The 14,269-nt window shown below is 46.3% G+C and carries 14 protein-coding genes; all 14 read left to right on the top strand.

Translation table 11 applies throughout. The annotated features are described in order from the left end of the window. Positions 1–81: 81 nt before the first annotated feature. The 14 genes from N5B56_RS06980 (at position 82) to N5B56_RS07045 (ending at position 14,265) form a co-directional block, all read left to right on the top strand. Positions 82–660, top strand: a complete 579-nt coding sequence (locus N5B56_RS06980) for an MptD family putative ECF transporter S component (protein ID WP_008728410.1) — start codon at positions 82–84, stop codon at positions 658–660. After that, complete coding sequence (locus tag N5B56_RS06985) at positions 660–1,397, top strand: energy-coupling factor transporter transmembrane component T (protein ID WP_015537389.1); 738 nt, start codon at positions 660–662, stop codon at positions 1,395–1,397. The genes N5B56_RS06980 and N5B56_RS06985 overlap by 1 nt, the downstream gene beginning before the upstream one ends. A gap of 4 nt (positions 1,398–1,401) precedes the next feature. Beyond that, positions 1,402–2,937: an ABC transporter ATP-binding protein gene (locus N5B56_RS06990; RefSeq protein ID WP_015518826.1), complete on the top strand. Its 1,536-nt coding sequence runs from the start codon at positions 1,402–1,404 to the stop codon at positions 2,935–2,937. A gap of 94 nt (positions 2,938–3,031) precedes the next feature. Further along, positions 3,032–3,889, top strand: a complete 858-nt coding sequence (locus N5B56_RS06995) for a helix-turn-helix domain-containing protein (protein ID WP_173735524.1) — start codon at positions 3,032–3,034, stop codon at positions 3,887–3,889. A gap of 121 nt (positions 3,890–4,010) precedes the next feature. Continuing rightward, complete coding sequence (locus N5B56_RS07000) at positions 4,011–5,792, top strand: ABC transporter ATP-binding protein (RefSeq protein ID WP_238053470.1); 1,782 nt, start codon at positions 4,011–4,013, stop codon at positions 5,790–5,792. Further along, positions 5,785–7,536 carry an ABC transporter ATP-binding protein gene (locus N5B56_RS07005; RefSeq protein ID WP_118199772.1) on the top strand — a complete coding sequence of 584 codons (1,752 nt, stop codon included), beginning with the start codon at positions 5,785–5,787 and terminating at the stop codon, positions 7,534–7,536. Before N5B56_RS07000 ends, N5B56_RS07005 begins: the two co-directional genes overlap by 8 nt. A gap of 18 nt (positions 7,537–7,554) precedes the next feature. Beyond that, positions 7,555–7,923, top strand: a complete 369-nt coding sequence (locus tag N5B56_RS07010) for a metal-dependent transcriptional regulator (protein WP_238053471.1) — start codon at positions 7,555–7,557, stop codon at positions 7,921–7,923. A 463-nt stretch (positions 7,924–8,386) separates the two neighbouring features. Beyond that, complete coding sequence (locus N5B56_RS07015) at positions 8,387–8,938, top strand: RNA polymerase sigma factor (RefSeq protein WP_121587091.1); 552 nt, start codon at positions 8,387–8,389, stop codon at positions 8,936–8,938. Further along, entirely contained in the window at positions 8,931–9,173 is a 243-nt protein-coding gene (locus N5B56_RS07020) for a helix-turn-helix domain-containing protein (protein ID WP_118285717.1), read from the top strand. The genes N5B56_RS07015 and N5B56_RS07020 overlap by 8 nt, the downstream gene beginning before the upstream one ends. Positions 9,174–9,576: 403 nt before the next feature. Then, a complete protein-coding gene (locus N5B56_RS07025; protein WP_238053472.1) occupies positions 9,577–9,756 on the top strand; it encodes a transposon-encoded TnpW family protein in 180 nt (59 codons plus the stop codon). A gap of 86 nt (positions 9,757–9,842) precedes the next feature. After that, positions 9,843–11,528 (top strand): recombinase family protein, encoded by a 1,686-nt coding sequence (locus tag N5B56_RS07030; protein WP_238053473.1) that lies wholly within the window; start codon positions 9,843–9,845, stop codon positions 11,526–11,528. A gap of 142 nt (positions 11,529–11,670) precedes the next feature. Beyond that, entirely contained in the window at positions 11,671–12,735 is a 1,065-nt protein-coding gene (locus tag N5B56_RS07035) for an ABC transporter permease (protein WP_008373936.1), read from the top strand. Beyond that, positions 12,732–13,388, top strand: coding sequence for a hypothetical protein (locus N5B56_RS07040; RefSeq protein WP_243026131.1), 657 nt, complete (start codon positions 12,732–12,734; stop codon positions 13,386–13,388). The genes N5B56_RS07035 and N5B56_RS07040 overlap by 4 nt, the downstream gene beginning before the upstream one ends. A gap of 4 nt (positions 13,389–13,392) precedes the next feature. Beyond that, positions 13,393–14,265, top strand: coding sequence for an ABC transporter ATP-binding protein (locus N5B56_RS07045; RefSeq protein WP_005333452.1), 873 nt, complete (start codon positions 13,393–13,395; stop codon positions 14,263–14,265). Positions 14,266–14,269 lie beyond the last annotated feature (4 nt).

Genomic DNA, 14,269 nt, shown 5'->3' on the forward strand with positions numbered 1-14,269 from the left:
AGAAGAAACATACCGACATATCTGCTATACTGAAATGCGGTTAGTTGGTGCTAACACAAAAGCAAACAGGAGGACCAAATAATGAATAAACTACAAGGAAAAGACCTTATCAATGTTGGAATCTTCACTGCGATCTATTTTGTGGTGATGATGGCGATTGCCATGCTGGGATTTATCCCTATTTTTCTTCCGCTTCTGATCGTGCTGGTTCCGCTGATTGGCGGAATCGTAATGATGCTGTATTATTCTAAAGTCCAGAAGTTTGGAATGGTATCGCTGACAGGACTGATCTGCGGTATTTTAATGTTGCTGACCGGCATGGGGTATTGGAGCATTATTACCGGTGCCGTGTTCGGTGTCCTGGCTGATCTTGTTTTGAAATCCGGCGATTATAAGAGTGCAAAAAAAGGAATCATATCGCATGGTGTTTTTTCTATGTGGATCATCGGAAACTACATCCCCATTGTTGCAACACGGGACAGCTACTATCAGCAGCTAATCAGCGGTTATGGACAAGAGTATGCAGATTCCATTATGAGCTATATCTCGGCATATACGCTCCCCCTTCTTTTGATTGCCGGATTCGTTTGCGGCGTGATCGGCGGTGTGATCGGCCAGAAAATTTTCAAAAAGCACTTTAAGCGTGCGGGTATTGCATAATGCGCCGTGAATTGTTAGCAAGCAAAAAAAAGGAAACCGGCCTGTCGTTAGACCCTCGGACAAAGTTGGCATTGCTTATCACGATTGCCCTCTTTGTCTTGAGCGGCGGAGGTGGGGCTGCTTCTAAACAGTTTGCTCCTATTTTGGCTGCTGTTCCATTGATCCTGCTGCTCACGGAAAAATCGTGGAAGGGATCGGTTATCTATTTTGTTTTATATGGCGGCAGCTATATATTGCAACTATGGGCGCTCCCCCACCTGTCCGGCCTTCCTAACTTTCTTGTTGTTGCAATCTGCGGTTTCTTTATGCGGTTTGTGCCGGGGATTATGATGGGATACATCACGGTCAGGACAACGACGGTCAGCGAGTTTGTTGCCGCCATGAAGAAGCTGCATTTACCGGAGCAGATCATCATTCCTATGTCCGTGATATTCCGATTTTTCCCTACTGTTGTAGAAGAATATAATGCCATAGGGGACGCTATGAAAATGAGAGGAATCCGTTTTGGCGGGGGCAAAGCCAGTGCAATGCTGGAATACAGGCTTGTCCCTGTTATCATGTGTTCCGTCAAGATCGGGGAAGAATTAAATGCGGCAGCCCTGACAAGAGGATTGGGCGGTCCGGTCAAGAGGACAAACATCTGCGAAATCGGCTTTCATGTGCAGGATGTTTTTTTCCTGCTGCTATGTGTGGTGGCTTTTGCAATTCCTATTGTCACGATGATTACAGGGAGGTAGGCCTATGATCGAATGTAAAAAAGTTTCTTTTTCCTACCCTCCAAATGAAACTGACATTGGGGACAGGAAAGGACACGGAACATTAAGAAATATTGACCTGTCTATTAACGACGGGGATTTTGTACTGCTCTGCGGAACATCGGGCTGCGGTAAAACCACACTGACACGGCTGTTTAACGGACTGATTCCTCATTATTACGATGGAAAGCTGGAAGGCACTGTCATGCTTGATGGAGAAGATATGAGCGGGCTTTCCCTGTTTGATATATCAAAAAAAGTGGGTTCTGTTTTTCAGAATCCACGTTCTCAATTTTTTAATGTGGATACGACCAGCGAAATTGCCTTTGGATGTGAAAACCATGGATTGGAAGAAGCAGAAATCCGAAAGCGGGTAAAGCTGGTCTCAGAGCAGTTGAACCTTACAAATCTGCTGGACAGAAGTGTTTTCTCCCTTTCCGGTGGGGAAAAGCAAAAAATCGCCTGTGGATCTGCCGCCGCTGTGGAACCGGATGTATTTGTTTTGGACGAGCCATCTTCCAACCTTGACGCCTATTCCATCGCTGATTTTCGGAAACTGTTAAAAATATTGAAGTCACAGGGCAAAACAATTATTATTGCGGAGCACCGGCTCTACTATCTTTATGATCTGGCAGACAGGATCATATATTTAAGCGACGGGGAAATACAAGGGGATTATACTTTGCCGGAATTTCAGTTGATTCCGGCGGCGGAAAAAGCTAAAATGGGATTACGGCCTCTTGGCCTGGGTGAGTTTGCAGACATTGAGCCTGCCAGTCTACATTCAGGGCAGGGGATATGGAAACTGAACCACTTCCATTTCGCATACAAGAAACAGCCGGAAACGCTTTCTCTGGAAAATATAGAGCTTCCTGCCGGAAATGTAACGGCGGTCATCGGGCACAATGGAGCCGGAAAAACGACACTATCTCGTTGCTTATGCGGATTGGAAAAAAGATGTAAAGGTATCCTCGAAAAAGATGGTACTTCCTATTCAAGCAAACAGCGGCTGAAGCTATGCTATATGGTCATGCAGGATGTAAATCATCAGCTTTTTACGGAGAGCGTTTTAGAGGAAGTCCTGTTAAGTATGCCGGGGAAAGATTCCGATGAATCGCCTGAAAATGTGGCAAAGGCAGAGGCTATCTTGACAGAAATGGATTTGCTCCCGTACAAAGCCTGCCATCCGATGGGGCTTTCGGGAGGGCAAAAACAACGTGTGGCGATTGCTTCTGCGATTGCCTCTGAACGTCCGGTTATACTATTTGACGAACCTACCAGCGGCCTTGATCTCTTTCATATGAGGCAGGTGGCCGATTCGGTCAAAGGACTTGCCGATTCAGGAAAAACCATTGTGATTGTGACCCATGATCCTGAATTTATACTCAGGTGCTGCAATTATGTGATCCATCTGGAAAACGGCAGATTGGAGGAAAGCTATTTCCTCCAGGATACGGAAGGACGGGAACGGTTATTTAATTTCTTTATGATGGAAGGAGGCGGCGGAAATCAAACTGTTTGATGGTAAAATAAACTGCGGCTCAAATGTTAAAAATGTCATTGAAACTGAGGATTGCGTTGTCCTGCAGCTTTTTGACGAGAGCGGCGAGGGAACCATGACAGCCCACAAAATTTTTGATGGCGCTTTTGTGATGTATAGCGATATGCACCTGAAAGAATGTACCTCCTACTTTCAGAGTAGTACGGACAGTTCGCTTCTCTATATAGACCATTGCAGGGAGGGACGGATCGAAAGCGAGATTGACAATCATGCGTATAGCTATTTGCAAGAGAATGAGATGCGTGTGGATGACCGGCGTTCCCATTCGGGACGGTTCTGCTTTCCACTCTGCCACTATCATGGGATGACCCTGGGATTTGATCTGGACATTGCTGTGCCGGCGCTGAAAGACTTTTTTGGCGGATTTTCTGTTGATTTGTACGAGCTTCAAAAAAAGTATTGCAATGACAAGAAACCGTTTGTGATTCATAATGAGCCAGGAATTGAACATATTTTTTCAGAGCTTTACTTTGTCCCGCAGCAGATCAAAAGTGACTACTATAAAGTAAAAGCCCTGGAGCTGCTTTTATATCTGGACGCTTTGCAGTTTTCTGATTCCAAAGAAGATCGCCCTTATTTCTATAAAGGTCAGGTAGAAAAAATCAAAGCGATCCATGATCTTATTACGGCAAATTTGCAGGAGCATTACACGATGGATGAATTAGCTGAACGATTCCAGATTTCGTTGACGGGGATGAAAACCTGCTTTAAGGAAATATACGGAGATTCCATGTATTCCTATCTTCGCCGTTATCGGATGAACGTTGCTGCCACAATGCTCCGGCAGGATTCCAAAAAAGGGATTGCGGAAATTGCCGGAGCTGTGGGATATGAAAGCCCCAGTAAATTTGCAACAGCTTTCCGGCAGGTGATAGGGCAGACGCCGATGGAATATCGAAAATCTTTTTTCTAAACGGTGCATAAATGCCGTTTTGGAGAGGAAAGAAGAATTGAATACTGCTACAATAAGGATGGTTAGCAAAGACTACCCATCCTTTTTTCTTTGCTGACTAAAAAGAAGGAAGGTGATTGTAATGAAGCAGCAAAAAGATAATTGGGTGAAAATTCTGTTTTCCTTCGCCGCACCATGCAAGGGGAAAATGGCTCTTTCGGTATTCTGCGCCATTCTGAGCGTTGCAGGAGGGTTTATTCCTTTTTGGGCTGTATATGAAATCCTGCTGGCATTTATCAATCAGAATGTGACCCTGAATGGCATTCTGATTTGGTGTCTGGTTGGAGCAGCGGGCTACCTGCTGCGGGTTGCCTGCCATGGAATCTCTACGATCCTGGCGCATATTTCAGCCTATACCATTTTGGAAGGAATCCGGCTTAAAATTGCAGACCGGCTGATGAAAGCGCCTCTCGGCGAAGTGATGGGGCGGCGAATCGGCTATCTGAAAAATATCATCATGGATAAGGTGGAGGATTTAGAGCCGCCTTTGGCACACATGATCCCGGAATTGACTTCTAACCTCCTACTCCCTGTTGCAATTTTTACCTGGATGATGGTCATTGACTGGCGCATGGGATTGGCGGTTCTGATTGCTCCGGTGCTGGCCATGATTCCTATGTTTTTCCTTATGAGGAACTATAACAGCCAGTACGCCGCTTATATGGAGGCAAATAACCACGTCAACAGTATTATTATCGAGTATGTGGAAGGTATCGAGGTTGTAAAGGCCTTTAACCAAAGCACAAGCTCCTATGAAAAATTTGTTAATGCTGTCCAGTCGTTCAAAGAGTTTACCTTGGCATGGTTTAAGAGTACATGGAAATCGATGAACCTTATGATGGCGATTATGCCCACAACGCTCCTGGGGGTTCTTCCTGTCGGCCTTTTGCTGGTGCAGAATGGAAGTATCTCCCCTGCGGAGCTTGCAATGGGGATTATCCTTTCCCTCAGCATTGTTGGACCGTTGATGAAAGCAACCACTTTCATTAACGAAGCAAAGTCTATGGAATATGCAGTAGAGGCGGCAAATGAACTTTTGAACCTGCCTGTACTGCCGGATTCAGGGAAAATCGTATCTATTCCTCACAATGATATTGCGTTGAAGCATGTAACCTTTTCCTATGACGGTTCCGAGCAAAATGAAGTGTTGCATGATGTGAACCTGGAATTGCCAGAGGGAAGTTTTACGGCACTTGTAGGACCGTCTGGCGGCGGTAAATCAACGATTGCCCGTCTGATTGCAAGGTTTTGGGACGTGACAGGCGGCAGCATTACCATTGGGGGGAAGAATATCAAAGAGTTGTCTATACGCCAGCTTTCCGAACTGGTCAGTTTTGTGACGCAGGATAACTTCCTGTTTAATTGCTCCCTGAAAGAAAACATCCGTCTTGGAAATCCAAACGCCACAGATGAAGAAGTATATGCGGCGGCGAAAGCGGCCTGCTGTGATGAATTTATTGTGCGTTTGGACAAAGGATATGATACCCCTGCCGGTGATGCCGGAAAGAGGCTGTCCGGCGGCGAAAAACAGCGAATTGCGATTGCGAGGGCGATCCTAAAAAATGCCCCGATTGTTATTTTGGATGAAGCGACAGCATTTACTGACCCGCAGAACGAAGATAAAATTCAGAAATCTATCATGGCGTTATCAAAGGGTAAAACTCTTCTTGTGATCGCCCACCGCCTTTCCACCATTCAGAACGCAGATCAGATTGTCGTGTTGAAAAAAGGCCGGATTGTGGATTGCGGAAAGCAGGAAGAATTGTTGAAGCGGTGTCCGCTTTATGCGGATATGTGGAAAGCGCACATCGGGGCGAAGAATTGGTCTGTGAGTGAAAAGAAGGAGGTGGCCGCTCATGTTTAAGTCTATGAAACGGATCATTCAATGGGCGGGGAAATATAAGGGACGCCTCTACCTTGGCTCTGTTTTTTCCTTTTTCAGCAGCCTGTCTACGGCGATCCCTACAATGGCTGCTGCTTATGCTCTTGATAAAACAATCGCGGCTTATTGGACAGGCAGCACAATAGAATCCGCCCTGATCTGGCAGACACTTTGGATTATTGTTGGCTCGATTGCGCTTAACTTTCTACTCTCTTATCTGCGGGCGGTATTGCAGGAAAGCATTGGTTATGAAGTGGCCGCAGGACAGCGAATCCATTTGGGCGATGTGCTAAAAAGGGTTCCTCTGGGATATTTTTCCAAAAACAGCGTGGGCGATATTCTGACAGGTGTTACTACAGAGCTATCCACACTCGAATTACAGGGAATGAAGATGGTTGACATCATCATCAACGGATATGCAAAGTTTATTGCAATTCTCCTGTGCTTCCTTTTCCTGAGTCCAGCCGCGGCAGTGGTTTCTGTTGTCGGTGTTGCCTTTTCCGCATTAGCTTTACATGGTATCAGCAGGCACAGTGAAAAGACCGCTGCTATTACGCACCAGGCCATGGAGGATATGTCTGGCTCTGCGATTGAATATATCCGCGGGCTGTCCATCGTTAAGTCGTTTGGACAGGAAGGGGCTTCTATCGAGAGTTTTCGCAAGGCAAATAAAGATTTGAAAAATATTCATATCAAAGTAGAAAAGGGCTATACGCCATTTAACTGCCTGCACCTGTTCTCCTTAAAACTGGCATCTATGGGGATTGTGTTTATCTGTGCATGGCAGACACTTAACGGACAAATGAGCCTTGCTTATTTTCTGATGTTCGTTCTGTTTTCTTTCGTAATCTTTGGAAGTGTGGAAAACATCAACGACGCGGCGCACATGCTGGGCCTTATAGATTCTGCTATGAATAAGCTGGAATCTTTGGAAAATGCGGAGTATATCGACCAGGACGGAAAAGATATTACACCGGCCTCGTATGATATTACTTTCCAGGATGTATCCTTTGGTTACGATAAACGGACTGTGTTGCATGATGTGAATTTCACAATCCCACAGAATACAACAACAGCGATTGTAGGTCCTTCCGGGAGCGGCAAATCTACCCTGTGCAGCCTGATTGCTCGCTTTTATGATGTTGACGCCGGAAAAATCACTTTTGGAGGAACAGACATTCGTGAATTTACCTGTGACAGCTTACTAAAAAATATCAGTATGGTATTCCAGAATGTATATCTGTTCCGGGATACGATCCGCAACAATATTAAATTCGGTAGCCCGGATGCTTCGGAGGAACAGATAATCGCCGCCGCGAAAAAAGCCCGCTGCCACGATTTTATCATGGCCTTGCCAGATGGATATGATACCGTAATCGGTGAGGGCGGCTCTTCTCTTTCCGGCGGTGAAAAGCAGCGAATTTCGATTGCCAGAGCCATGCTGAAAGACGCGCCGATTGTGATTCTGGACGAGGCCACGGCCAGCATTGACCCGGAGAACGAGCATTTGATTCAAGAGGCTATTTCCGCGCTGACACATGGGAAAACGATCATAACGATTGCCCATAGACTGGCGACGATTGAAAATGCGGATCAGATTCTTGTCATTGATGGCGGAACCGTCGTACAGAAAGGAACCCATAAGGAACTATTGAAACAGAGGGGAACTTATCAGGACTTTATCAGGATTCGGGAACAGGCTGAGGGCTGGAGGATTCAACAATAAGCAGAAAAGAGGTACTATATGAAGATTCATGCGTCCGGGGAGGATTATCTGGAGGCTGTGCTGATTTTTCAAAAGAAGCAGGGCATGGTCCGCTCCATTGATCTTGCCCGGCACATGGGCTTTTCAAAGCCGAGTATCAGTCATGCGGTGGGCGTTCTGCGGGATGGCGGCTTTCTGACAATGGACGAGGATGGATTTCTCCACCTGACCGATATAGGCCGGGAGGTGGCAGAGAAAATCTATGAACGCCATCAATTCTTTACGGAGCAGCTTGTGGCTGCTGGCGTAGACAGAGAAACGGCGGAGCAGGACGCTTGCCGGATAGAACATGTAATCAGTGATACATCCTTTCAGAAGTTAAAGGAAAAAATGCGGGAAACCGATTAGCGCACACCGGCTCCGCTCTGCATAATAAGTTATCTGCCCCGTCCGGGGAAAGAAAAAAACCGTTGACCGGGGCAGATAATTTCGTGCGCCTATTTTAAGGTTTGATTCCCCATCGGCGGTTTTGAAGGACATTTCAAGGCCGCCGTTCTTTTTGCCCTCAAAAGAGATGACGCGCTGGCGCTGGCAGATACGGCGGCTTACAGGAGGGAGCTGCCATGATGCGATCTGACCGCCGACAAATTCTGACTGTATTTTCGCAACCGTCAAAAAAATCCAGGCTGTCCAGTGGGTACAGTCTAACGATGGATGCGAAAATCGTTGCTTTTTAACTGAATATCGTACTTTTTGCGCTCGAATAGCTTTGTGCTGTCCGGGCGCTTTTTTGTTACCCCGGTGCCGCTCCCCGCCCCTTCCGTTTTGATCCGGTCCTGTCAACCCGAACGAAACGAAAGGAGCACATACAATGAGCAGCAAAAATATTTTTTTGAAATTTTTCCAGGGGAACCAGCCAAAAGGTGCCTCCGGCAGACGAGTAGTGGGCGAAAGGGGAAGTAATGACCTGCCTCCCGGCAAGAAGGGAGGTGAGACAATGACACCTGACCGCCACTACGAACACAAGCAGCACGCCTTTGACAGCTTCTGCAAGAAAGTGTTGAAGTGCGAGGCCTACAACGGTTATCGGGAGATCAGCCGCAGGCAGTCGCGCGAAGTCGCTTTCAGCGAGCTGCCGGAGGATTCGATGGAGCAGCTTGCGTCCTATGACCGGTATCCCTGGGAATACACTTTCTTCCCTGTCGGGGGAGATGTGATCCTGATCGAGGATGACCGGCTGGCCGAGGCGCTGAACGCGCTGCCCCAGGATGGAAGGGACATCCTCCTGATGTACTTCTTCCTGGACATGGCAGACCGCGAGATCGCCGAGCGTATGAACATGGCACGCCGGACGGTCAACGCCCGCAGGCAGAAAGCCTATCGGCTGCTAAAGGAGCTGATGGGAGGTGATGTAGATGGTTAAATCTGCAAGCACACGGGCGGCCCTGCTTCCTTACCCTATCATCGCCGCCGCTGTCCGGGGAGAGCCGGACGCGGTAAACACGGTGATCCGCCACTATTCCGGCTACATAGCAGCGCTTTCCACCAGGACAAGCTATGACGTCCATGGCTGCCCTTATTCCTATGTGGATGAAGAATTGCGCCGCAGGCTGGAAACGAAGCTGATTATCGCCATCCTGGATTTTGACCTGAACTGATCCGGGAATGGGGCGTTGCGTGTTCCCCTTTCCGCGCGGTGCCCCGCACCTTGACAAAGAAAGCCCGTTGGGAGGCCAGCGGTGCAGCATAAGACAAACGGATACATTCCTGTTTGTGCCGAGCCATACGGTCGGTGCGCCATGACCTCGTTTCAAGTCCGCAGGACGGGACCACTGTAACGGGCGAGCGAACAGCACCAGACCGCAAAGCGAGCGTGGCAGCTTGTGGGCGATGACACACGGGCAGGGTTAAAGATACTCGCGCATTGAACGCCCACAAAGCATTGTGCGCCGCACCCATCAGCATGGGCCGGGGTTAGACTCCCGTGGAGCTGTGCCAGCAGCCGTCCGTTTTGCCTCTTTTATTGCTTATCAACTTGCAAATAATGAAAGGGGTTAACCTATGCAAGAAGATAGAATCTTTGAAAACAAATATGCCCCGCCAGTGCGGAGCGAAAAGAAAATCGGAAATACGACTTTCACCGTCAATTCGTTCTTCCTGGAACAGACAAAAGACGGTGTAGTTTCTAAGATAGAGCGGCTTATCAAGGATGATGTCCGAAAAAAAGCCGCTGCAATTTAGCCTCCATAGGCAGACAAACCCAACAAAGCGCGGTAGAATGAAGATAGAACTTCATACCGTGTTTGACTGCCAGATTGGAGGTTATTATGTTTCATCAGTCAAACACCGCTGCCGCGCTTCAATTCCCTTACAACGCTATGAGCGTAGAAGCTGTTACCGCTTTGTACTGCCGTTTATCGCGTGACGATGAATTGCAGGGCGACAGCAACAGTATCATCAACCAAAAGAAAATTTTACAAAAATATGCTCTTGAACACGGGTACACAAACTTCCGCTTTTACATTGACGATGGCATTTCAGGAACGACCTTCAATCGGCCTGGTTTCCAGGAAATGATTGCAGATGTGGAGGCGGGAATTGTCAAACGGGTTATCATCAAGGATATGTCTCGCTTCGGCCGTGATTACCTGCAGGTGGGTATGTATACCGAAATCATGTTCCCGGAGCATGATGTTCACTTTATTGCCGTAAACGATGGGGTGGACAGCACCCAAGGCGACAATGAGTTTACTCCCTTCCGCAATATCATCAATGAGTGGTATGCGAAGGATACCAGCAAAAAAATCCGTGCTGTTATGAAGGTCAAGGGAAACGCCGGGGAACATTTGACCACCAATGCGCCCTATGGGTACATGAAGGATCCGGATGACAGCAAGCGTTGGATACCCGACCGTGAGGCTGCCGATGTGGTATATGAGATTGGGTTGTATGTTATGGATGGGTTTGGACCGTCCCAGATAGCACGAAAGCTGCGGGAACGAAAAATTCTTACGCCCTCAGCTTACTATGAAAGTAAGGGTATCACCTGTAATGTTAAAAATCAGGGCGACCTTTATAATTGGGACAATACCACGATAGCAGGAATTATGGATCGCTGGCGTGAATACCTGGGACATACGGTGAATTTCAAGACCACAAAGAAGTCCTACAAGAGCAAAAAGACAATCAAAAATCCCGAAAGTGAATGGGTCATCTTTGAGAATACCCATGAACCCATCTGGACAGAAGCCATTGCCGAGGCGGTAAAGCAGGCGCGGCAATCACGGCGCCGTCCGACAAAGATGGGCGAAATGGGAATGTTCTCCGGCATGATGTACTGTGCTGATTGTGGCTCGATCCTATATCAATGCAGGGCAACCGGCTTCCGAAAGGATCAGGAATACTACATTTGCTCTGGGTATCGCAAAGGAAAACAGGTGTGCAGCACACCACATTCTATCCGAACGGTTATCCTGGAGGAACTGATCCTTCAAAATCTGCGGGAGATCGTGTCCTTCGCAAGAAGCTATGAAAACCGCTTCGTTCAAATGGTCATGGATATGGATGTAAAGGAACGCAATAAAGGTCTTGCCAAAAAGCGCAAGCTGCTGTCGGAAGGTGAGAAGCGTATTACAGAACTGGATATGATCTTCAAGCGGTTGTATGAGGACAACATCAGTGGTAAGCTGACAGACGAGCGTTTTCACAAGCTGTCCACCGATTATGAAGCGGAACAGGCTGGTTTGCAGACACAGGCTGCAATACTCCGTGAGGAAATCGAAGAAGTAGAAGGCAAAAGTGCCAATGTTGACAGGTTTCTGTCCGTTGTCCGCCAGTACACCGATATCCCGGAGCTGACACCTCGTATCCTGCATGAGTTCGTTGAGAAGATCGTCATTCACGCAGCGACCGATCCCCATAGCAAAATCAACCGCAGACAAGAGGTAGATATCTACTACAAAGGTATCGGGATTTTGGAAATGTCCAAAGTATTTGATAGCAGGCAAAAATGAAAGAAACGGCATAGCCGAAGCTATACCGTTTCTCTCTCGCCTTAGAATGTTTTCTTAACTGGACACACCTAAATGGCTGTTGTTTTTTTGTTGTGATTTGTAGGCTATGCTGTTTGTAGAAAAAAGAAAGGCGGGATGACTTATGAAAGCGATCATAAAAAGGAATCTGAAAAATTATCTTAAAAATCCGATATTTTGGACCGGTTTGATTGTTGTTTTAATCAGTATGTACCAGACACTTGCACCTTATCTGTCCATTCATTACGTGAAGCCGGATGAAACCTTCAGGAAGGTAAAAATGGCTTCCGATGGGGATGTTATGGAGGGATGTATTCCGGCAACACCGGATAAGGAGAGAGAACTGTGGGAGAAAGAGATTGTAAAGATACTTCAAGACACAGAGAATGGGTTTGGCATGTCGGAAGCAGAGGCGGAGGCAGTGATATCTGAGATGAAACAGATGGAGATTACGGAGGCGTGTCAGTATCTGAAAACGGAATACCACTTTAATGGTGCCAATTATGTGTATGAGGACGTTTCATGGTATCAGGGAAGCCCGGAGGAAGTCAATCGGTATATCAGAGAAAATCTTGAGAAACATCCATTCTCCTATTATTTCGGAAGAAAATTTACAGATTTTGCAAGCCTGCATATGGCATTCTTTGCAACGGTTCTGCTGGCGTTTTTATTTTTCCAGGATATGAGGAAAAATACTTATGAATTGCTGCACACCAAACCGATGACGGCTTTTCAATATATTGCCGGGAAAATAAGCAGTGGATTTCTCATCATGACGACGGCACTGGTCATTATGAATATCGTATTTATCATTTTGTGTTATGCCACGGCAGTAAAATCAGGATTTGCTATGAATATACTGGATTTTGTTCAGAATTCGATCCTGTATGTCCTGCCGAACATCCTGATGATCTGCTGTGTGTATGCGGTTACAGCGCTGCTGTTTAAGAATCCGCTTCCAGCGGTTCCGGCGCTGGTTCTTTATATCATTTATTCTAATATGCTGACATGGGACAGCAAAGGACAGTGTCATGCAAGACCATTCTCTATTATGGTTAGATTTCCGGGGAATTTTTTTGAAACGGGATTGCCATATCGGGTATATCTCAATCAACTGCTTCTTGTGGCAGCATCCATACTGCTCATGTTTATAGCGGTGTGGATGTGGAAAAGGAGGAGAGTACATTGAAGAAAGAAGTAAAAATATGTATGCCATATTATAAAATTGCATATTCAATCGCTTTTGTTGTGATATTGAGTGCAATCCAGCCTGTTGTATACGCAAACGAAATCGGAGGGGCAGTGGAAAGAGCTGTTTCGCTTCTGGCAGTCGTTTTCTGTGCAGATACTTATCTGGTGGAAGTGCAGAGCAAACGCTCGGAAGTATTCTGCCTTTATAATCTAAAAAAGCAGGCAGGGGTAGTTTATAAAAGACTATTTGTGCAGGTAGCTTATCTGATTGGAATCAGTTTGTTGGCATATGGACTCTTTTATTGGCAGAAACCGGTGAATCTGACAGAAGAATTAGATGGCGGTGCCTTGTTTGGAATTTATTGTATTGCGATTCCCGGAACTGTTTTGTTTTGGAGTGTGCTTTCCGTAACTGTCAGCAATCTGGTTCGAAACAGATGGATTGGTATGGGTGTCGTGCTGCTTTTCTGTTTTTTCTCTATTTCCGGAAAGGCAACTCAGTTTTTGAAAAACTGGGGACCATTTTCCTACGGAACTTGTGATTTCGGTAAGCTGACAGAGTGGAGATGGCTTGGCGGGAAGGTGCTGTGCGTGGTATTTGCGGGGATGATGCTTGCATTTGTTCCTAAGATATTAAAGAAGAGAGGGTAAGATTATGAGTATAAGAATAGACGATTTAACAGTAACATTTAAAAATGGAGTGACAGCGGTAGATCATGTGGATCTGGAAATCCCACATGGGATATTTGGTCTGTTAGGTGAAAATGGTGCAGGAAAAACAACGTTGATGCGGGTGCTTACAACGGTGCTTGCACCCACAAGTGGAAAAGTTCTGTTAGATGGTACGCTATATTGCGAAGCAAATTACGAAAAGATACAGAAAAAGATTGGGTATCTGCCACAGGAAATTGATCTGTATCCGTCTTTGACTGTTCGAGAATGTCTGGAGTATATGGGAGATCTGGCTGGAATTGAGAAAAGAGAAAGCAAGAAAAGGATTGATTACTATCTGGAGAAGACCAGTCTTGCAGACCATCAGAAAAAGAAAATGCGGCAGCTTTCAGGTGGAATGAAGCGAAGAGTTGGATTAGTGCAGGCATTACTCCATGAGCCGGATTTTTTAATTGTGGATGAACCAACAACAGGGCTCGATCCGGAGGAACGCATCCGTATCCGTAATTTACTGGTAGATTTTGCAGAAGAACGCACCGTATTATTTTCAACGCATGTGGTGGAGGATCTGATGGCAACCTGTAATCAGCTTGCGGTTATGAAAAAAGGTAGATTCCTTTATACAGGAACAATGAGGGAATTATTGAATAAGGCAAGAGGGCATGTATGGGAATGCTGTACAGAGGACGAAAGCCTTGCAAGAGAATTAGAAAGAAAATATCATATTTCCAGTAAGCAGTATACGGAGGAAGGAATTAGATTAAGACTGTTAGGGGAGAATATGCCGTCAGAAAGTGGATGTATAGCTTGTGACGTAACTTTGGAAGATGCATATATCTATGTAACCAATCGATAAACAT

Origin of the sequence: Eubacterium album (assembly GCF_025336545.1) — a bacterium.
In the GTDB taxonomy this organism is placed as follows: domain Bacteria; phylum Bacillota; class Clostridia; order Lachnospirales; family Lachnospiraceae; genus Eubacterium_U; species Eubacterium_U album.